Annotated in this window: 20 protein-coding genes; 16 read left to right on the plus strand and 4 right to left on the minus strand. The window is 37.3% G+C overall.

Annotation, left to right across the window (positions count from 1 at the left end; all coding sequences use genetic code 11):
* Nucleotides 1-7: 7 nt before the first annotated feature.
* The 15 genes from C4H12_RS07345 (at nt 8) to hisS (ending at nt 14,435) form a co-directional block, all read left to right on the plus strand.
* A complete protein-coding gene (locus tag C4H12_RS07345; RefSeq protein WP_106098336.1) occupies nt 8-445 on the plus strand; it encodes an SMI1/KNR4 family protein in 438 nt (145 codons plus the stop codon).
* 32 nt (nt 446-477) lie between these two features.
* Nucleotides 478-927, plus strand: coding sequence for an SUKH-3 domain-containing protein (locus C4H12_RS07350; protein ID WP_129588217.1), 450 nt, complete (start codon nt 478-480; stop codon nt 925-927).
* A gap of 24 nt (nt 928-951) precedes the next feature.
* Nucleotides 952-1,359 carry a hypothetical protein gene (locus C4H12_RS07355; RefSeq protein WP_106098338.1) on the plus strand — a complete coding sequence of 136 codons (408 nt, stop codon included), beginning with the start codon at nt 952-954 and terminating at the stop codon, nt 1,357-1,359.
* A 176-nt stretch (nt 1,360-1,535) separates the two neighbouring features.
* Nucleotides 1,536-2,588 (plus strand): ankyrin repeat domain-containing protein, encoded by a 1,053-nt coding sequence (locus C4H12_RS07360; protein WP_106098339.1) that lies wholly within the window; start codon nt 1,536-1,538, stop codon nt 2,586-2,588.
* Nucleotides 2,589-2,776: 188 nt separating this feature from the next.
* The gene (locus tag C4H12_RS13705; protein WP_164997596.1) at nt 2,777-2,917 is read left to right on the plus strand and encodes a DUF3024 domain-containing protein; all 141 of its coding nucleotides are present in this window, start codon (nt 2,777-2,779) and stop codon (nt 2,915-2,917) included.
* Between the two features lie 7 nt (nt 2,918-2,924).
* The gene (locus C4H12_RS07365) at nt 2,925-3,992 is read left to right on the plus strand and encodes an ankyrin repeat domain-containing protein (RefSeq protein ID WP_106098340.1); all 1,068 of its coding nucleotides are present in this window, start codon (nt 2,925-2,927) and stop codon (nt 3,990-3,992) included.
* 45 nt (nt 3,993-4,037) lie between these two features.
* Nucleotides 4,038-5,114, plus strand: a complete 1,077-nt coding sequence (locus C4H12_RS07370; RefSeq protein ID WP_106098341.1) for a hypothetical protein — start codon at nt 4,038-4,040, stop codon at nt 5,112-5,114.
* A gap of 16 nt (nt 5,115-5,130) precedes the next feature.
* Nucleotides 5,131-5,664, plus strand: a complete 534-nt coding sequence (locus tag C4H12_RS07375; protein ID WP_106098342.1) for a hypothetical protein — start codon at nt 5,131-5,133, stop codon at nt 5,662-5,664.
* A 12-nt stretch (nt 5,665-5,676) separates the two neighbouring features.
* Entirely contained in the window at nt 5,677-6,312 is a 636-nt protein-coding gene (locus C4H12_RS07380; protein WP_106098343.1) for a hypothetical protein, read from the plus strand.
* On the plus strand, nt 6,313-6,654 hold the full coding sequence (locus C4H12_RS07385; RefSeq protein ID WP_129588218.1) for a hypothetical protein: 342 nt from the start codon (nt 6,313-6,315) through the stop codon (nt 6,652-6,654).
* Nucleotides 6,655-6,961: 307 nt separating this feature from the next.
* Nucleotides 6,962-7,450 carry an SMI1/KNR4 family protein gene (locus tag C4H12_RS07390; RefSeq protein WP_106098345.1) on the plus strand — a complete coding sequence of 163 codons (489 nt, stop codon included), beginning with the start codon at nt 6,962-6,964 and terminating at the stop codon, nt 7,448-7,450.
* A 106-nt stretch (nt 7,451-7,556) separates the two neighbouring features.
* Nucleotides 7,557-10,484: a VIT domain-containing protein gene (locus C4H12_RS07395; RefSeq protein WP_371514497.1), complete on the plus strand. Its 2,928-nt coding sequence runs from the start codon at nt 7,557-7,559 to the stop codon at nt 10,482-10,484.
* A gap of 577 nt (nt 10,485-11,061) precedes the next feature.
* Nucleotides 11,062-12,273, plus strand: a complete 1,212-nt coding sequence (locus tag C4H12_RS07400) for an ROK family transcriptional regulator (RefSeq protein ID WP_106098347.1) — start codon at nt 11,062-11,064, stop codon at nt 12,271-12,273.
* 1 nt (nt 12,274) lies between these two features.
* A complete protein-coding gene (mazG, locus tag C4H12_RS07405; protein WP_106098348.1) occupies nt 12,275-13,039 on the plus strand; it encodes a nucleoside triphosphate pyrophosphohydrolase in 765 nt (254 codons plus the stop codon).
* Nucleotides 13,040-13,058: 19 nt separating this feature from the next.
* A complete protein-coding gene (gene hisS, locus C4H12_RS07410) occupies nt 13,059-14,435 on the plus strand; it encodes a histidine--tRNA ligase (protein WP_106098349.1) in 1,377 nt (458 codons plus the stop codon).
* 87 nt (nt 14,436-14,522) lie between these two features.
* Here hisS and C4H12_RS07415 read toward each other — a convergent pair whose 3' ends face one another.
* The 4 genes from C4H12_RS07415 to C4H12_RS07430 form a co-directional block, all read right to left on the minus strand.
* Complete coding sequence (locus tag C4H12_RS07415; protein ID WP_106098350.1) at nt 14,523-15,773, minus strand: aspartate kinase; 1,251 nt, start codon at nt 15,771-15,773, stop codon at nt 14,523-14,525.
* A 76-nt stretch (nt 15,774-15,849) separates the two neighbouring features.
* Nucleotides 15,850-16,230, minus strand: a complete 381-nt coding sequence (locus tag C4H12_RS07420) for a RidA family protein (protein WP_106098351.1) — start codon at nt 16,228-16,230, stop codon at nt 15,850-15,852.
* 36 nt (nt 16,231-16,266) lie between these two features.
* Nucleotides 16,267-17,946, minus strand: a complete 1,680-nt coding sequence (locus C4H12_RS07425; RefSeq protein ID WP_106098352.1) for a M23 family metallopeptidase — start codon at nt 17,944-17,946, stop codon at nt 16,267-16,269.
* A 21-nt stretch (nt 17,947-17,967) separates the two neighbouring features.
* The gene (locus C4H12_RS07430; RefSeq protein WP_106098353.1) at nt 17,968-18,675 is read right to left on the minus strand and encodes a metal-dependent hydrolase; all 708 of its coding nucleotides are present in this window, start codon (nt 18,673-18,675) and stop codon (nt 17,968-17,970) included.
* A gap of 389 nt (nt 18,676-19,064) precedes the next feature.
* On the opposite strand from C4H12_RS07430, the gene C4H12_RS07435 reads away from it, so the two are divergent.
* Entirely contained in the window at nt 19,065-21,692 is a 2,628-nt protein-coding gene (locus C4H12_RS07435; RefSeq protein ID WP_106098354.1) for a DUF2339 domain-containing protein, read from the plus strand.
* Nucleotides 21,693-21,702 lie beyond the last annotated feature (10 nt).

A 21,702-nucleotide genomic window follows, 5' to 3' on the forward strand; every position in this document is an offset into this window, starting at 1 on the left:
ATAAGTAATGACAAACAATTTTAAAAATAAGGTAGATTCCTACCTTTCTTCAGAAGTAGGTAGACTTTTTATTCGGTATAAGAATGAAGCTAAAGATATTGATTGTACTGAGAAAGAATTGGGTATTACGATAGATGATGCTCTCAAATATGTACTATTGACCTATGGAGGGGCTTATATAGGGGTAGATTTGTTACCTTGTTCTGAGGATCCTAATAATAAAAATCAAGAGACCATTTTAGATTATACAAAATCTATAAGAGACTATTATAAAGAAATAAATGTTTGCCATAGTATTCAAAGGGGATATGTTATATCAATAGAAGGGAATGGGGATATTATCTTTATAAATTCAGCAAATGAAGTAATAATATTCTACCACGATACTAATGAAGAAGAACTTTTAGCAAAGGACTTTGAATCTTTTATAATAGAGCTGATATAGTAAAATATTGTATTTTAAGTTGTTAATTAAAAATGATAACAAATAGATTAAAGAAACTACTTCTTGAGAACAATATGGTTATTGATTATAAAATTAGCCCCACAGAGTTTAATACTAAGAAAGACTTTATAATCAACTTGTACCAATCAAAGGGATATGAGCAAATCAATGACTCACTGATACTCTTTTTGGGATTTTTCCTAAATAAAAGTTTCTCAGCAAGAGGTAATCATATAGATTTTACCTTAGAAAAAGTATTGACAAACAATAATAAAGGTCATTATTCTTATATAGAGAGTTGTTTTGACTTAAAAAACTTAATCCCTTTTGCAAATGTATATGATAATTATTACACATTACTTATCAATGAAGATAATAGTGTCTATGCAGAAGGGTTTGAACTTCTCTTTTATGGAAGTGATCCGTTTGAAGCTTTGGAAAACTTGCTACAAGGTACTCCTTTAGAGACATTTAAATTATAATCTGTAAATTTCATACAATAACTAATGAAAAGAAATACAACAATTTTATCTGTATTTATCAGTCTTTTAGTCATAAGTTGTGATGACTCAAAAAGGGAATTTGAGGTACTCCAGACCGAGAAGGTGAGTAACACTTATGAATATAACCCTGATGGCTTTATAAAAAACAATTACGGAAAGTTGATTATCAAAACGATTTCACATTATGATAAGGAAGGAAAACTAAAAAAAGTTTTTTGGAATAGGGCGAATGGCTTTGTAGAATACACTCTATCAGAACTTAAAGAGGATGTAGCCTTATTCAATAGCTTGGGTGTTGACACTGTATATACTGATAAAAAATACAGAGATTATATAGTAGAGAAAAAGAATGATACTATTTTCTATTTGTTGGGTGATAAAGTTGTGATGATGTACTATCCAATAAAATGAAAATAGTCTCTGTGGTGTTTTTTTAGCTTATATCTTCTTTTGCCTTGTAAACTGGCTAAATTGTCGGCTCTCAATATTGACATAAAACACACAATAAAATGCCTAAATATCTGTGGTGATATAGAAATTGAAAAAAGAATTAACTCTTTAGAAAAAAAGAAAAAAATAAAATACCTATGTATAATTATTACGATATAAGAAAATCTATAGAACAAAATGATCTGCTTCAATTAGAAAAGATTTATGAAGCACAGCCCTCTTTATTCTTTGAAAATTATAAGGAAGTTTTTGAGTCTGCTTTGCATTCTATGGCTGCTTTTGGTAATCCTGAAATGTTAGACTGGCTTTACTCAAAAGTAAAGTTTGACATAGACTTATCTGATAAGGGATATCTATCGCCATTGGGAGAAGCTACTGGTTATGGAAACATAGCTACAGTCCGCTGGCTTTTATCTCATAATGCAAAAGTAGATGGAAAAGATACCGACTTGCTTTCTCCCTTAATGTGTGCTGTAATGAAAGGATATACAGATATTGTAAAACTTCTTATAGAGCACAATGCCAATGTGAATAGAATGCACCGAAAGTTGGGAATATTACCCTTAGACTATGCAAAATCTTTCACAGAAATAGCGCGATTACTGAAAAGTAAAGGCGCAAAGGCGCTTTCTCAGCTTCCTGATTGGGTAGATAACCCCATTGAAGGAGTTGGCATACTCACTTATATCACTGTGCAATTAGGCAAAATCTTCCCTTTAGATATAGAAAATAGAGGGAATGTCGCTATAAAAATGGTACAAGGAAGCAAGATAAAGAGAAGAGTACTCTTCACTTTTGGCTTGTATGCCTTACAGAAACCAATGATTGAGTTATGCCTTGTATTGCCTGAATACTGGAACTTTTATGACACCAGAGGCACTAACCTTTTCCCCGTACATTTTTTGAAAGAAGCTATTGCGTTGATACAAAGCGGAAAGTCTATCAAAGAAGGGGATTACCTGCTCTTAGACACTCCTCCTTTCAATACCCTTACAGCGCCTGAAGGTTTAGCAGGATTTTATGTAAGTGATGTAACTTGGAATAAAACCCAAGAGGATGAAGAAGATATAGATGATGAAGTAACCATTTTATCTTTAATACCTATCAAAAAGACGAAGAAAGGCTTTAGCCCTCTCGACAAAGAGAAAGCAAGAAATGCAGGCTGGGCTAAACTAACGCTGAATGTATAATAGGTAATGTATCAGATGTGTTGTTAAAAATTTTATCACTTTAAAAATCAACACAATACAAAAGAACTGCCCTACTATTTCCTTTTACCCATCATAGAGATAAGCGTTTTTAAAGCCTATAATGGCTTTAGATAGTGTAAAAGGAATTATGAATTTTGAATTGTGGGACTAGGAGAAACTCCTTTCTTATGAGAAGGGTAGCTAATGGCAATGGAGCACATACAAAAGAAGCTGCTAAGCATGTATACAAGAAATTAAGTCAAAGCGATGATATAGAGGCTACTCTTAAAGAGTTAGCAGAAAATATGAATAAAGGAATTTTTTTCTGATTATAATATGAATTATAAATATACTGATATAAGCAAAGCTGTTCAAGAAAATAATATATCTCAATTAGAAATTATCTATACTGATTTTCCTAGTTTATTCTTTGAAGATTACAAAGGAGATTTCTTATCTGCGGTTCATTATATAGCTGCTTATGGAACTCAAGAAATGTTGGAGTGGCTTTATGCTAAGGTAAGATTTAACATTGATTACTCTAAAGGAAAAGGAACTGCTCTTAGTGCGGCTTGTTACTATGGAAATATAGAGAATGTTCAATGGTTTTTGGCTCATAATGCAAAGATAGAGGGAGAATGTTTGGATATACTTTCTCCATTATTAGAAGCGGTTATAGGAGGTCATACTCAAATCGTAAAACTTCTTATAGAACATAAAGCTAATTTAAATAGAATGCATTTAAGAAGTGGCTTATTGCCTTTGGATTATGCCAAATCAAGAGGGTTTAAGGAAATACAAGATCTACTTATAGACAAAAGAGCGAAGGCGCTTTCTCAGCTTCCTTATTGGGTAGATAACCCCATTGAGGGAGTTGGTATACTCACTTATATCACTTTGCAGTTAGGCAAAATCTTTCCTTTAGATATAGAAAATAGAGGGAATGTCGCCATAAAAATGGTACAAGGAAGCAAGATAAAGAGAAGGGTACTCTTCACTTTTGGCTTGTATGCCTTACAGAAACCAATGATTGAGTTATGCCTTGTATTACCTGAATACTGGAACTTTTATGACACCAGAGGCACTAACCTTTTCCCTATACATTTCTTAAAAGAAGCCATTGCATTGATACAAAGCGGAGCATCTATCAAAGAAGGGGACTATCTGCTCTTAGACACTCCTCCTTTCAATACCCTTACAGCGCCTGAAGGCTTGGCAGGATTTTACGTAAGTGATGTAACTTGGAATAAAACCCAAGAGGAAGAAGAACCTGAAGAAGACACAGATGATGAAGTAACCATTTTATCTTTAATACCTATCAAAAAGACAAAGAAAGGCTTTAGCCCTCTCGACAAGGAGAAAGCCAGAAATACAGGCTGGGCTAAACTAACAGTAAATGTATAATTACTATGAATCATCAATCTGTTAGTTGCCAAATTCACTAATTCTATGGACTTAAACAAAATATTGCATTTCACCCTGTTGAGGTTTTGCGGGGAGCAGCAGGAAGAAAAAGAGGAACTTTTGAAAATTACAAACTACCAAAATGAGGAAGGTGATTTTCTGTTGGCTACACTGCCTAAAAAGAGAGAACTCGATGAACTGCTATATGCACTGAAAAACGATGCCTTATATAATAAACTACAAACAGAGATTTCTCGTTCTTGTTTTGAGGACATTTTTTCTCTTTTAGAAGTCTGTTTAAGAGCCTTTTATTACTACGACAATCATTATATCAATGATAGGTTACAGTTCTTTTCGTTGATTCAGTTACTTAAAAAAGAGAATACTGAATACGCCTTTAAGTATTTATTGTTCTTTAACCCTTGTGGAGAAACTTTTATAGATAGTAACCAACTCACAAAGCAGGGGTATTTTATGGATAACATAGCTATCGATATAAAAGAGGTTTTTGAAAAGCTGTTTTCTGCTGTCTTTGAGTTAAAAAACAAGAAAGAATGTTATCACCGAGTAGCCAAAAAGGATATAGAGTGCTTGTATTATCTGTTAAGAGAAATTGTATATACTATTTTTGGAGCGCAAACGCTTACACTTTCGCAGGCTGTAAAAACGTTTTTTGAGATAGACGAGGATAGAGAGAAGCTATACTTATCTCTTTCAAAAGCTATTGATTTATACAAGTTAGTTAGCTTTGATAATGAAGATAATAGTGCCTCTCATTATTATATGAGAGATTATATGGGAGAAGAAATTCCTACTATAGAAAACAAAGTTTGCAGGAGTGCTAAAACTAAATATAAAAGTGAATGCTTGATAGATAGTTATCTTTTTAAGTATGCCAAAACTCCTGATGAGTTCATAGCTTTTTTGGGCTTTTTAAAAGCGCATAATTTTCAGCAATATATAAAATTCTCTATACTCCTATTTTCACACCCTCTTATTATTTTCAATTGGGAGTTTAGAAGGGCTTTATGCCATTCTAAAATAAGAGAAGTTTTGCCCCAAGGAGGATATGCTATGAATCTATTGGACAAACTTAAAGCAATCATACAAAAGAACAACTAATATATTTTTACAATTTATGAAAGAATTATTTTCAATAAAGTCTTTTCCTGCTGAAGGGTTAAACAAACGAGATGTTGAGGATAGTACTGTAAGTGAGGCTTTGCAAACTATCTATCCTAAAAATAAATCGTCGAACTTATGTATGATATGGAATGGGGTGGCTTTGGATTTAGAAATGCACGATGAGGTTGCCGATATTTATTGGGATATTGTCAAAATGCTATACGATATGTATGAACAACCTTTATCCGAAACAAAAGTGCATTGGGGTAGTAATGTATTTATGGCAGAATGGATAATAAAACCTTACAATGATATGCTTTGCATTAGTGCTTATTGGACTGCTTTAAAACACAAAAAGCATCTTTTGCCTGAGCTGAACACTCCTAATGATACTGTTCATATCAAAAGAGAGGTTTTTATTGCTTATTGGTTGGAATTACTGAGAAAAATACAGGTTGATTTAAAGCAACAAGGTTATAATGAAAGTAATTTAGAAGATTTTTACCATATCGATACTATTTTTAGACATTATTATTCCCATATTTAAATTAAAACTACAATGAGAACCGTAAAGAAAAAAGCAACTAATATACAATTAAAATATACTCCATCAGCGGGTTGGTTAGATATCAATTTTGGTGGAGAGATTTTTCGTTTGCTAAAAGGGGAGGTAATGCTCGACAAAACCCCTTATAGTGATGAAACTTTAGCGCCTATTGAAAATCCAACCATAGAAGGTGATATCTTCTCCTATCAGGTAGGGAAAACCTTATATAAAATGGACTGCTCCACTATGGAAGGAGCTATAGATTTGGCTCTGCTGGTGCAAAAGCTAAAGAATGAAACCAAAATAATAGAAAATTCTATTGATGAGAATTTTGAAATTATTTTGGAAGAAAGAGATTTTAGTTTTAGTATTGGTGATTTCAATAGAAGGATATTGATAGACTATAATGAATACGGGAATGAATTTACAGAACGTTTTCCTGAACCAACGAAGTGTTATGCAATGGGAGATTATCACGTGGAAAATGGTATTATCTATATACAAACAGTAGGGAGAAATTTAGATGATGAAAATGACCCTGTTGTAGATTATCAATACCAATGGCAGCTGAAACTAAATAAGGTACTGCAAACTACTCTTGAGCGATTGCTAGAAATAGGTAGAGGGAAGAAGCATATTGAAATATAATTGTACTTTAATCATTATAGTAAGTTGTTAGAGGAGAAAATATACCTATTACAGCTGGTAAAGGAACTCAATAAGGGGGGAGAAGTTTCTGTCCCCAGTATAGATAGGTGCCTTATTAGAAAATATCCTGAAATAATATACCAAGGCAAGCTAAAAACCTATCTATCGGACTTAAAAGAAGAGGAGTATCTGATTTTTGTAGATGCCATTAGCTTACAACTTACCCCAAAAGGGGAATGTTACCTCTGTGAAGTAAGCAAAAGAACACTTAGAGCGAAAGAAGAAGGCACTTTTGATGTATATAGAAATGGAAACACAGACCTTTCGGTATCTGCGGAGTAGAAAGATTATATAGATAAAGAGCTGATATGTTTTGAGAATTTTGAAAGAATTATTACTGAAAAAGAGTATTACTCAAGTCCTAAAAAATGGGAATGAGTAATACTCTTTTTTTATAAGCTACAGAAGTGATTTTAGCCTTATAGCTATGTGATGATACCACATACCCTATTGAGATAGAAAGCTGCTTATACTAGCCTCAAAATAGAATTGGCAGGGAGGTATGATAGTAGTGTACTGAAAAATAATGCTTTAAAAATTTGTATATAGATATATGAATGTATACTTTTGCGAGGTTAAAATATTGAAAATGAAAAGACTTTTAGAAATATTATCGATTATAGAGCAATCGGGGGAGTGTGTGGTGCATAAATACCCCCAACCTATTAGCTTGCCTTTTGATTTTGCCCTACCTGAAGACCTTACTTATTACTTGCAACATTATGCTGGTATTGAGCTTTTTAGAGAAGAACTATACGCTATAAAGATAGTAGGCATTAGTGAATTTAGAAGAGCTAACCCTGTTATTATAGGCGAAGAGGCTGCTTATGATAGGAGTTACCATTGGTTTATTATTGCTGATGATGACAATAGCCAATACATTACCATTGATACTGATAAAGACAGATTGGGGTATTGTTATGATAGTTTTTGGGACGTATATGGCATAGTGGGATCGCAGGGGATTATTGCGAAGAGCTTTACTGAACTATTGGAACGGTTATACCACTCCAAAGGAATGGAATGGTATTGGACAGGCAGGGAATTCAGCTCTTATGGTGATGCTTATGACGAATGAAAAAGAAGGTATAATGGGAGTAATTTGTTCATTTTTAGGATTATAAAGGTTAAATAAAACAGATTTTTGGCATACTAATTGTTGATTTGTATTTATAAAATAGATTATTACTATGAAAAAATTTTTAATTACAATGTTTTTATTACTTCCTTTTGCTGTTATGGCACAAAAAACAGTGATGCCTACAGTAAAAGTAGTAAGAGAACTGAATGCTAACCCTATGGTGTTACAAGAGCTTTCGGTAGATATTTTAGTAGTAGGACAAACTGCTGTTACTACTATGGAAATGATATTCTATAACCCTAAAAGTATAGTTATGGAAGGTGAATTTGAGTTTCCGCTTGCTGATGGGCAACAGGTATCACGCTTTGCCCTTGATATTAATGGCAAGATGCGTGAAGGGGTGGTAGTGGATAAGGCTTTGGGACGTAAAACTTTTGAGACTATTGTGCGCAAGAATGTAGACCCAGGATTATTGGAAAAGACTGAAGGCAATAATTTCAAAGCCCGCATATACCCTATGCCTGCAAAAGGTACAAGGCGGGTGCTTATTGCTTTTGAGCAGGAACTAAATGAGCGCAATGGTGAGGATTTTTATTTTTTGCCTATAGCTACTGATATACAACTACGACACTTTAAACTGCGTACTGAAGTAGTATCACGATTGGTAAAGGCTGATATACAAAACAGCTTGGCATTGGACTTTAAACAAGCAAGGCATAGCTATATAAGCGAGGTAAGCAAAGAAAATTACACTCTGAACCAAAATATTGCCCTTACCTTTCCTAAATTGGAGAAACCCCAAAGCATAGTGGCTACAAAAGATAAACAAACTTATTTTTACGGTACTATTGCTTTGGGTGAAATAACTTCACAAAGCAGACCTCAGCCTAAGGAAATAGGGCTATTGTGGGATATATCACAATCGGGTGCTAATAGAGACAGAGCCAAAGAGTTTGCTTTTTTGGATGCGTATTTTGCTGCGGTGAAAGATGCGAAAGTAACCCTTAGTTGCTTTAACATTAAGACAGCTAAACCTGTTACTTTTGAAGTAAAAAATGGACAGTGGAGAGCCTTACGCAATGCATTAGAAACAGACTTAGCATACGATGGGGGTACTGATGGTAATGCCATTAACTTTGACTTAAAAGCTGATGAGCTGTTGCTTTTTACTGATGGTATTTTTAATTTCGGCAGTAAAGATTTTTTGATAGAAGAGGTGGTAAAACAAGCTAAAACACCTGTAATAGCGGTAAATGCCACTGCTGTGGCTAATACTACTAAAATGCAATATATAGGCAATAGTACTGGTGGTTGCTTTGTGGATTTGACAACTCTTACGACTGAACAAGCCCTAAAAACAGCGCGTACTGTGCCTTTCCAGCTACTGAATGTAGAAGTAAAAAGCGGTAAAGTAGCTAATGTATTCCCTGAGAAAGGAGTGAGTATAAAGAAAAGCAATTTCACCCTTGCAGGAGAATTAGAGAGTGAGAAAGCTACTTTGGTGCTTACCTTTGGTTATCACAAGCAACCCTTAGTACAGAAAGAAATAAGTTTATTGGCTAATAGAGATGCTACTGAAAGTACTTTTGAGCTTTTGCGCCGTGTGTGGGCGGAAAAACAAATAGAGCAGTTACAGCGCTTGGGAGCTGAACAAAAACAGATAGATGCCGTAGGACGGGAGTATGGCATTGTAACGGAAGGCAATTCACTTATAGTATTGGAGACTTTAGAAGACTATTTGCGCTGCCATATTACTCCGCCTAAAGAATTATTAGAGGCATATAATGAGGAAGAGAGTGAAGAGAGTGAAGAGAAAGAGATAACGGTAGAAGAAATCTTGGAAGAGGTAGTTGAACTATCGGAGAGGCAGACTGAATGGTGGAAAACTGAATATCCGCTAAAGAAAAAAACAAAAAGCCCTGTTGTTATTAGAGGTGCTGCTAATATTAATGATGGAGTTGTAACAGAGGAAAACGTGAGTGAAGAGGTAGTAGAAGAAAGAATAAATAATGAGGCAAAAAACATTCAGCTAGAAGAAAGCTATGATACAAGTGCAAATGAAAAAGCTTTGCAGGGTGAAATCAAACATTTGAAGGCATCGGTACAGGCTATAGAGGTTATAGAAGTTACTGGTGATATTGTTTTGAACGATTTTAACCCTGATACGCCTTACCTAAAGGTAATGGAATACGCTGATAAAGGTAAAGAGATAGAAACCTATTACAGACTGAAAAAAGAGTATGAGAATACGCCTTCTTTTTATGTAGATGTGGCTGATTTTTTTGCCAAAAAAGGTAATAAAGAACAAGCTATTTTGGTAATTTCTAACTTGGCTGAACTGGGCTTGGAAGCCCCTGAGCTATTACGCGTATTAGGTTATAAACTTAGCAGCTATGGAGCTAAGAAAGAAGCGGTACAAGCATTTAGAAAAGTGGTGAAACTGAGAGAAGAAGAACCGCAATCGTTCCGAGATTTGGGCTTAGCCTTAGCCGGTGATGCACAATACAATGAGGCGGTGAAAACCCTTTATAAAGTAGTAACAAGTGTATGGGATGAACGTTTTAAAGACATACGACTTATAGCGATGAACGAAATTAACAACCTTATTGCACGTTATAAAGATATTGATGTGAGCTATATAGATAAGCGCTTGGTGAAAAAAGAGCCTGTGGATGTGCGGGTGGTATTGAGCTGGGATAGTGACAACTGCGATATGGACTTATGGGTAACTGACCCTAAAGGAGATATATGTAATTTTGAACATGAGCTTACTAATTTAGGGGGTAAAATATCGGAAGATATTATAGAAGGGTATGGCCCTGAAGAGTTTATGCTTAAAAAGGCTATAAAAGGTAAGTACAAAGTGGAAGTGAATTACTATAATATTACTTCACAAAAGCAACTGATGCCTGTGAACTTGCGTATTACTTTCTATACCCACTACGGCACCCCTAAGCAAAAACAACAAGAAACTACCGTGAGGCTAAGCGATATACAAGAGGTGATAGAGGTAGGTAGTTTTGAGTTTTAAGTTGGGATTTAGGCAGAGAGGGGGAGTAATAAAAATAGAGGAAAAAGGGGAAAAGATTGAGAAAAACGTGAGGTTTGGGGGATTTTGTTGCGGATTTGGCAAAGGGAAGATTGAGGAATGGAAAGGCTGATAATGAGGGAAGTAATGCTTATACTTCGTTTACAGTTCGTTTATCCTTCGTTTAGAGTTCGCTCAACCTAAGGGATAGCTGGGGAGTGCTTGGGGGAAGGATGGGTGAGAACATGCTTGATTATGAGCAGATTGTGGTTTTGAGAGAGAACGGAGGTAGGAGCTTGGTATTTTTGAAGAATTCGCAATTTGGCAAAGAGATAAAAGGTGAGAAGTAAAAAGAGGGTGGTGACGAGTGGGATTGTTTATTAAAGGTTGGGGAGATTATGTAATTAAAATATAGAATATATTGTTGTTTTTCAAGGTTATATGGGGGTAGGATTGGGTGAATTTATGGGATGCAAAGAGGGATATTTTGGACAAAAAAGTTTTTTACTGAAAAGTTTTTCATTTCAATTTTTTTTATTAATTTTGCCACGTTAATTTAAACGAATAAAAAAACTCTGATATGGCACTAAAATTTTTAGAAGAAATAAAGGCTGGCATTCGTAGTGCCTCGATGAAGAAAGATATTATTTGTCATTATATAAATAATGGCGATACGACCCTTGCGGACTTGGGGAGGGAGCTTGACCTTAGTATTCCGACAGTTACTAAGATGGTAGGCGAACTTAGTGAGGATGGTATTGTTATTGATTTGGGCAAGATAGAAACCCCTGGCGGACGTAGGCCTAATGTGTATGGGCTTAATGAGAGTTCGGGGTACTTCATAGGGGTGGATATATCGCACTTTAATGTGCATATAGGGCTGATTAACTTTAAAGGAGACCTCATTGATGAAAAGATGAATATTCATTTTAGTGAAGATCAGCTTCCGCAACAGCGTTTTGAACAGTTGTGTGAGATTATAGAAGAGTTTATAGCTAATACTGTAGTTCCTAAAGAGAAAATACTGAGTATTGGTATTAATATTTCGGGACGTGTGAATACGCAGATAGGGCATAGTTACACAAACTTCTACTTTGATGAACAGCCCCTTACGGAGGCTTTTGAGCAACGATTGGGCATTAACGTTTCGATAGACAATGACTCACGAGCTATGGCTTATGGAGAATTGATTAAGGGTTGTGTGAAGAGTGAGAAAGATGTGCTTTACGTGAATTTGAGCTGGGGCTTGGGCTTAGGTATTATTATTGATGGGAACTTGTACTATGGAAAGTCGGGCTTTTCGGGAGAGTTTGGTCATATAACATCTTTTAATAATGAGATTCTCTGTCATTGTGGTAAAAAGGGTTGTTTGGAGACGGAAGTTTCGGGCTTGGCACTTCATAGGAAGATACTTGAAAATCTTAGAAATGGGCATTCATCATTATTACAGAAAAAGAATGGAGTGGATGGAAACTTCACGCTAAATGACATTATTAATGCAGCACTACAGGAAGATATGCTTGCTATTGAACTGATTGAAGAGACAGGAAATACCTTAGGGAAGCATATTGCAGGGCTTATTAACCTTTTCAACCCTGAACTCGTGGTATTAGGAGGTACTCTTGCTAATGCTGGTGATTACTTGATGCTGCCTTTGCGCAGTGCAATTAAGAAGCACTCACTGAATTTGGTGAATAAGGATTCTAGCATAAAACTATCAAAATTAGGAGATAAGGCAGGCTTATGGGGAGCAAGCCTTCTTGCTCGTAGCAAATTCATTGGATTGATTTAAAATGAAGAAAGAACTTGAAGCCTTCCAACGGCTTTTGAATATAATGAACGACCTGCGTGCGCAATGCCCGTGGGATAAGAAACAAACAATGCAGTCATTACGGCACCTGACTATTGAGGAGACTTATGAGCTTGGTGATGCTATCTTATCGGGAGACCTTCAAGAGGTAAAGAAAGAGCTGGGCGACCTGCTGTTACATATTGTATTCTACGCTAAAATAGGTAGTGAAACTAATGATTTTGATATAGCTGATGTAGCTAATACTGTATGTGATAAGCTGATAGAAAGACATCCGCACATTTATGGTGATGTGAAGGTGAATGATGAGGAGGATGTGAAGCGCAATTGGGAAAAGATAAAACTTAAAGAAGGGAATAAAAGCGTACTTGGAGGGGTGCCTAAAAGTTTGCCTGCCTTGGTAAAAGCAACTAGGATACAAGATAAAGTAGCTGGTGTGGGATTTGATTGGGCGCATATAGACGATGTATTTGCTAAAATAAAAGAAGAGATTGACGAACTACACGCTGAGGTAAAAGCCCAAAAACAAGCAGATATAGAGGGAGAATTTGGTGATGTACTTTTCAGCCTTATAAACTACGCACGATTCTTAAAAGTAAATCCTGAAGATGCTTTGGAACGCACTAACCGGAAGTTTATAAATCGTTTTCAGTACTTGGAGCGACAAGCTACTGCACAAGGAAAATCACTTAAAGATATGAGCTTGCAAGAGATGGAATCGTACTGGCAAGAAGCTAAAGAACAATAAAAACAAGAAAGACAAAACAATGGCAATACAAAAACCAAGCATACCCAAAGGTACTCGTGATTTTTCACCTATTGAAGTAGCTAAACGCAATTACCTTATCAATACACTGAAAAACGCTTTTACTACCTTTGGCTTTCAACCAATTGAAACACCAAGCTTTGAGAACTATGATACCCTAATGGGTAAATATGGTGAAGAAGGAGACCGATTGATATTTAAGATACTTAATTCTGGAGACTTTACACAAGGTGTAAAACAAGAGGATTGGGAGACTAAAAACCCTCAAAAGCTAACGCCTCAAATATCGGAGAAGGCATTGCGCTATGACCTTACTGTACCCTTTGCACGCTATGTAGTGCAGCACCAAAATGAACTTACCTTCCCTTTTAAACGTTACCAGATACAACCAGTATGGCGTGCCGACCGTCCGCAGAAAGGACGTTTTAGAGAGTTTTACCAATGTGATGCGGATGTGGTAGGAAGTACAAGCCTATGGCAAGAGGTAGAGTTTGTAAAACTTTATGATACGGTATTTACCGCTTTGAACCTTAAAGGGGTAACTATTAAGATAAACAACAGAAAGATATTGAGTGGTTTTGCCGAAATGATAGGCGAAAGTGATAAGCTAACTGACTTTACTGTTGCCCTTGACAAACTGGATAAAATAGGAGAAGAAGGGGTTATAAAAGAAATGAAAGAAAGAGGCATAAGTGAGGAAGCTATTACTAAACTGCAACCTATTTTTGCCCTTAAAGGGAGCTTTGCAGAGAAACTTATTGCCTTAAAAGAGATTCTAAAAACATCGGAGGTGGGGTTGAAAGGTATTGAAGAATTGACCTTTATTGAACAGCAAATAGCACAAATAGGATTACAAACAGCTTTCTTGAGCCTTGATGTTACGCTTGCCCGTGGACTGAATTACTACACTGGAGCTATATTTGAAATTGCTGCCCCTGAAGGTGTACAAATGGGCTCGATAGGTGGTGGTGGACGCTACGACGATTTGACTAGTATTTTTGGACTTAAAGGAATGAGTGGTATAGGTATCTCTTTTGGGTTAGACCGTATTGGGCTGGTAATGGAAGAGCTAAACTTATTCCCTGAAAATATTAGCGGTACAGTACAGGTGCTTTGTATTAACTTTGGAGATGCTGAAGCCTTACAAAGTATGAAGCTGTTACAACAGCTACGCTCATTAGGCATAAAAGCTGAACTATACCCTGATGCTGCAAAAATAAAGAAACAGATGGATTACGCTAATAAACGTAGTATTCCTTTTGTGATAATTATAGGAGAAAGTGAGCTTGCTAATGGTACTTTTGTACTAAAAAATATGCTTACTGGCTCACAGGAAGAATACCATATAAATGAAGTAAAAGCCTCGATATTTGAATAAAAGAAAAAGGGATAAACTTCAATCATAAAAATAAAAATAGGCCACTTGATATACTCAAGCGGCCTATTTTTTTTGTGTTTATACGTTTTATTTTACAACTATCTGTACGGTATCTTGAGCTACTTGTTTTAGTAGCACCTCTTTGCCGGTTTCTATCTCCTGAATGGCTTCGGGGGTAGCGTGGCGAATGGTGTACAAGGTTACTTTTTGGGTTACTGATACTTTAAAGCGCTCTTCTAACTTCTCTAATAACTGCGGTAGGGTATCGAACTTGTTATCGACGCATACTGAAAAGCTAATAGCTGAATTTTGTATTACGCTAACCTTCATTTGATATTTGTGCAGGCTATTGAATATATAACTAATACCTTCTTCCATAATGAAAGAAAAATCACGAGAAGAGAAAGAAAGCAGAATTTGATCCTTTTTCAATATAAAGCAAGGTACCTTAGGAGTAAGCTCGGGAGTGTTACATACTGCACTGCCCGCTGCTGTAGGATTCACAAAGGAACGTACATAAAGAGGGATTTCTTTTTGTTGTAAAGGCTGTAATGTTTTGGGGTGAATTACTGATGCCCCATAAAAAGCTAACTCAATGGCTTCTTTATATGGTATTTTGTGCAAGAGCTGGGTGTGCTGAAAGTAACGAGGATCGGCATTGAGTACGCCAGGTACATCTTTCCATATTGTTACGCTTTCGGCATCTAGGCAATAGGCAAAAATAGCTGCAGTATAATCGGAACCTTCACGACCTAAGGTAGTGGTGAAGAAATTGGCATCGCTGCCTAAAAAGCCTTGTGTGATATTCAATAAACTTTTATTGACGTGGCTGCTGATATTACTTTGTGTTTCTTCCCAATTAATAGCGGCATCGCGGTAGTTACTATCGGTTTTAACTAAGTTACGTACATCAATCCAGTTGTTTTTAATGCCGTTATCATTAAGGTACTGACTTATTATGGTAGTAGAGATAAGCTCGCCATAGCCTATAATTTGGTCATATACAAAGCTGTGCTTGGGTGATTTGTTTCGTTCTAAAAATGAAGTAAGTTCGGCAAATAGCCCATCTACCTTCCAATAGACAGGGTGGTTTTCATCAGTAAAAAGCTCTTTGATGATGTTATAATGGAAGTTTCTTACTTCGGTAATACTTTCTGTAAGTTTATCTTTTTCTTTAAAATAGCTATTGACTACCACCTCTAAGGCGTTGGTAGTTTTGCCCATAGCAGAAATTACGATAAGGGTATTGGCATATCCTACCGTTTCTAATATTTTAGCGACATTGCGCACGCCTGCAGCATCTTTGACTGAGGCACCTCCAAATTTAAATATTTGCATCTTTCTAAGTGAGAAGTAAGAGTTAAAGGGTAAGAAAGAGGGTATCTGTTTTTTCAGGATACCCTCTTTTTTAATACTACTTAAGTACAGCTATACAAGAGATTTCGACCTCTACCCCTTTGGGGAGTTTGGCTACTTGTACTGTTTCGCGAGCAGGAGCTGTTTTTTCATCGAAATAGCGAGCATATACCTCATTCATAGGTACGAACTGCCCCATATCGGCTAGGAAGATAGTGGTTTTAACCACGTTACTAAAATCAGCGCCAGCTTTGTGCAAGATAGCTTTGAGGTTTTCCATTACTTGCTGGGTAGCGGCTTGAATGCCGGTTACTACTTCGCCAGTAGCTGGGTTTACAGGTATTTGACCTGATACGTAAAGTGTGTTGCCTGCAATGATAGCTTGGGTGTAGGGACCAATAGGCGCAGGCGCATTTTCAGTGAATACTACTTGTTTCATATAATCAGTTTTTAGTTACTGTTTAGGTGATTATTTTTAGGTATTAGGGCGGGTGAAGGTAGCTTTTAGGGTACCTACATTGCCGACTTTATCAAAGGCTTTTACTTCGAGCTCATAGCTATTAGTTATAGAGGTATCTATATCGCTAAAGCGGAAGGTAAGGGTGTGGTTTTTGGGTTCGTACTCGAAAAGAATCCATTGGCCATTAAGGGTAGCTGAACAGGAAGCAAAACCGCTAAGATTATCACTTACGGTGAGCTTAAGCACTTCTGTTTTGACAACTCCTTTATCTTTAAAATTGAGTGTTTTTAGTGTAGGAGGGGTAGTATCTTTGCGGAGGCTGAACCTACCTAAGCTACGGGCGCGTGTAGTGAACTCGCCGTCCTTATATATGGTAGGGGCTGTCCATCCGCCAGAAGCGGCAATGAATACTTGTGGTATTTCATCTTCGGTAAACTCTTTGTTTTTCATTGTTACAGTGAAGTACTTATGTACTGGTACGCTGCTATTGCCGATGATGAGGCTTTTACCTTCGTCTTCAATATCTAAGCGTACATCATTATAGAAAGTATTTTCGGGGAAATAGACGGTTCCGTTTTGTAACTGATAATAGTTATCACGAGAGGCTATGAGTTGCTTGCCTTGTAGGGCTTGAGAGCGTGGTGTTTTCAGTTCGAGTTTTTTACCTCTTACGGGGATATGAATGGTAGTTGCATTTCCTTTAAAATCTTCGGCTATGATGGTTACCATATAGTCTTTACCTTCTTGAAAAGTAAGGTATCCTTTGTTGCTTTTTAGGACAGGATATACGCTTTCCAGCAGGTTATTAGGCAGCTTATAGAGCAGCTGTATAAAGCCTTTTTTCTGGGTATAGCGCTCATAATCGATAAGGGCATTGAGGTAGCGGCTTTCGTCCATATTAACCTTATCAAAGACGGTTTGTAGTTGTGGTTCTTTATCGAGCAATAGGGTTACTTTATAAGTGCCGTTTTTGTTCATAGTGCCGTCTTGCCTATCGAAGGACTGGATGCCGAAGCCTATTGTACCGAAGACGTTAAGTGTATCGGTAAGGAAGGAGCCATCGGGTTGTATTTTTTTGGCTATTTGGCGTGATAGCTGAGTGTCATCGACTTGGGACTCGTCGGTTAATGGGTAGGCGATGACTTGTTGTACCTCGGGTGAGGTGGTATCATCGACATCATTGAAGCCGAAAAGCAGTGGGTTATAGCCGTTATTACTGGTATCGCGGACTTCGAAGTGTAGGTGAGGTCCTTGGCTGCTACCGGTATTACCGCTTACTCCTACCCAATCGCCTTGTTTTACTACAAAGTCGGTTTCGGAGGGGAGTATATCGATGTCATAGGTTTGTTTTTCGTATTGTTTTTTCTTGACATAAGCCTCGATTTGTGGGGCGTATTTTTGCAAGTGTGCATACGTGGTTACATAGCCGTTGGCGTGGGTGATGTATAGCATTTTGCCATAGCCGAAGGGGCTGACTTTGATGCGTGATACATAGCCATCGGCGGCGGCTAGGACTTGTAGGCCTTCTTTGCCTAAGGTTTTTAAATCGATACCTCCGTGAAAGTGATTGGGGCGAAGCTCGGCAAAGTTACCGGCTAACAGAGGAGGTGTATTGAGAGGGTTGGCAGGTGCAAAGGACTGCGCTATAGTGATAAAAGGTAATATATAAGTGATTAGTGTTAGGATTTTTTTCATTCAGTTAGTGATAATAATTTTTTAAAGGGTACTGATATTAAGGTCTTTTAGTTCGATAGACTCGCCGATGGGTAATAGGTGTAGGCGGCGGTGGTCGTCTTTAAATTTGTGTTTGGCGGCTTCTTTATCGATAGTGATTACGGGGAAGGTATCATAATGTACCCCGAGTATGTTATTTACCTCGACAAAGCGTGCGGCGGTGAGGGCATCGCGGATGCCCATAGTATAGTTATTGCCTATGGGGAATATGGCTAAATTGACGCGGTATTGGTGGGGTATGATTTTCATATCGTAATGGAGGGCTGTATCGCCAGATATATATATGGTTTCTTCATTACAATCGATAAGGAAGCCTGCTGGGTTACCGCCATAGGAGCCATCGGGGAAGGATGATGAGTGTTCGGCTTTAATCATTTTTATTTTGACTTTGCCATCGAGAAAGCGGTGTGAGCCGCCGAGGTTCATAGCGTGACCGGTAAGCCCGAGAGCCTCATAATGCGCTAATATTTCGGGGTTGGTAATGAGCTGTGCTCCTGTTCGTTTGGCTATGGTTTCGACATCTAAGATATGATCGGCATGGGCGTGGGTGATTAGGATATAATCGGCCGGAATGGTATTGATATCGATATGCTGAGCGAGAGGGTTGGCGGATATAAAGGGATCGACAAGGAAATGAGTTCCGTCGATATTAATATTGACGCAGGCGTGGCCTAAATAAGTTACTTTCATAGTGTTTTTCTTTTTAAGGGTTGATATGACACTGCAAAAGTACGAATATTTTTTAAATGTTCAATAGTTGGGTGTATTTTTTTAGGTTTTGGGGTGAGGGGGGTGGGTGTGTTATGTTGATTTTACATTAGGTAGTGAGCTGGAATAGTTGAACAACTATCCTTCGTTTAGAGTTCGTTTATCCTTCGTTATTCGTTCGTTCGGATTAGAGTTACTATTGGGCTATTATTAAATTGAGGTGGAAGGTAGATGGGGGAAGCTGGGGGTGAGTGGGGGGAATGGATGTTTTTTGGGAGTATTGGGGGTAAAAAAATATTTGGAGAATATTGTTTATTAAAATTTATTTTGTACCTTTGTACAATGAATTTGCTTCTTGACAAATTAATACTATGGTTACAGATAAAGACTTAGAAAACTTAATGAACAAAGTAGATGAGGTGGTAGATAAACAATACGACTTCATCAAAGAAATGAAGGACATTAAGCAGACGATATGGCAAATGAGGGCTCATACTAATACTCCGCTTGGGGTTGTGGAAGAGCATCGTATTAGTGAAGAAATAAAAGCTGTTGTAACAGAAGCTGCTCCGCCAGTGGAGACTGTGGCTCCTACTGCGATAGAAACGGCTGAGGCTGTGGAAGAGGTAGTGGCTGCTACAACCGAAACGGCTGCTATGGAAGTAGTAGAAGCGGCTACACCAGTGGAAGAGGTAATGGCTACTACAACAGAAACGGTTGCTATGGAAGTAGTAGAAACGGCTACACCAGTGGAAGAGGTAATGGCTCCTACAACAGAAATGGCTGCATTGGTAGCTGAACCGGCTTCTGCCAAAGAAGAAGCTGCTGCAACAGTGGAGGAAACTACTACTATTGCTGCTGAAAGATTGAAGACTGAAAGAGAGAATAATAAGGCTAGAGAAGCAGCTTTTAGTACTAATACTCATAAAAGTTGGGATTGGGAACGTTTTATTGGTCAGAATTTATTGAGCAAGATAGGTATTGCGATTTTGCTTATTGGGGTGTTCATTGGGGTAAAATACTCTATTGACCGTGACCTTATAAGCCGTGAGATGCGCTTGGTTTTGGGATATGCGGTAGGTGCGGGCTTGTTTGTTACAGGTGCTATGCTGAAGAAGAAGTACGAAAATTTTAGTGCAATACTGGTAAGTGGGGCGATGGCTACCTTTTATTTTGTTACTTTTGTAGCTTACTCGGTATTTGAGTTTTTCCCTCAAGCACTTGCCTTTGTACTGATGTTTGTGTTTACTGCTTTCACGGTATTGGCATCGTTGAGTTATAACCAAGTAACTATTGCGCTGATAGGATTGGTGGGTAGTTATGCTATTCCGTTCTTACTGAGCAATAACTCGGGGAGGATAGATATATTATTTACCTATACAGCTATTATTAACATAGGGGTGCTGGTGCTGTCGTTTTACAAGCAGTGGATGCAGCTATTTGTATCGGCTTTCTTTTTCACGTGGATACTACTGGTGGCACTGTATATGGATACAGACCCTGAACGCGAGAAGGAGCTTTTCTGGACTTTTATGAGTTTTGGTGTGGTTACCTTCTTAACCTTTTACAGTTCATTTATCGCACAAAAAGTGCAGCAAGTACGAACGCTTACGACTGTAGATGTAGCTGTATTCCTGATGAATAGTTTGCTTTTTTATGGTATTATTTCCAGTTTGATACATTCGGTATATGCTAATAACACGATTTTGGCTGGCTTTACCCTTGCTAATGCTCTGTTCCATTTTGGGGTAGCTTATTACTTCCACACGCGTAAAGAAGATTACAACACACTGAAATACTTGGTGCTGGTATTGGCACTATCATTCGCGACCTTAGTGATACCCATACAGTTTAAAGGATCATGGATTACCTTGTTTTGGAGTGCAGAAGCAGCATTATTGTTTAGTTTAGGACGTGTAAAAGGCTTGGCGGTGTTTGAGCGTATTGGGTATGCGGTAACGGCTTTGGCTACTGGTAGTATGATTATAGATTGGGGGCAATGGGCTTATAGCCTTTATGTGATTGAGGATAATTCTTTTTATATCGCTCCTTTTGCTAATACCTTGTTTGTTAATGCATTACTGTACTGTTCTGCTATGGGATTGATGGTATTTGTAAATCAGAAATACAAAGCGAAAGATAGCTATAGCAATACTGTAACCTTCTTCTTAAATGTATGTTTTGTAGGAGGAGTATACTATACTTTTTTCAGAGAAATAGGTGTTATGCTGGATATGAATGCCTTGAAACAACCTGATTTTTTTGATAATTATGCACTGATACAAGACTTATCATTATTCAAATATTCGGCATATATTATTTATAGCATGGCGTTTTTGGTAGGCTATAGCATACTGAATATGAAATTCTTAAAGAACAAAGTTCTTACTGAAATACAATTATCCTTAGGATTTATACTCTCTGGGATGTTTCTTTTATTAGGGTTGTATTACTTTAGCGAGTTACGCGGGCGTTATATAGAGGCAGCTAATGATGGTGATACGTTATCACTTTGGTTTTTAAATATACGTTACTTGGGTATTGGGGCTTTTGGATTACTGTGTTATACTATTTACAAGCTACAACAAAGCTTACATATTTCAGCACAAAACAGGAAAAGCACAGAGCTACTATTACACTTGGCAATATTATGGGTTGCTAGTAGCGAGCTACTGCACTGGACACAGCTGTACGAATCGACTTCTAACTACAAATTAGGGCTTACTATTTTATGGGGAGCCTATGCTATATTGCTGATCATATTGGGGCTACTACAAAAGAAAAAATACTTACGTGCAGCAGGTATGACGCTTATCTCTTTTAGTATTTTAAAGCTATTTGTGTACGATATTATCCATTTAGATGCCTTGCGCATAACAATAGTGTTTGTGATATTAGGATTACTGATATTAGTGGCTTCATTCCTTTATTACAAGTTCACTAAGAATGAAGAAAGTGAGACTAAGAATGGAGAGAATGCAGAACAAACTGGTGTTTGATTAAACCTAT

The organism is Capnocytophaga sp. oral taxon 878, from assembly GCF_002999135.1.
Taxonomy (GTDB): domain Bacteria; phylum Bacteroidota; class Bacteroidia; order Flavobacteriales; family Flavobacteriaceae; genus Capnocytophaga.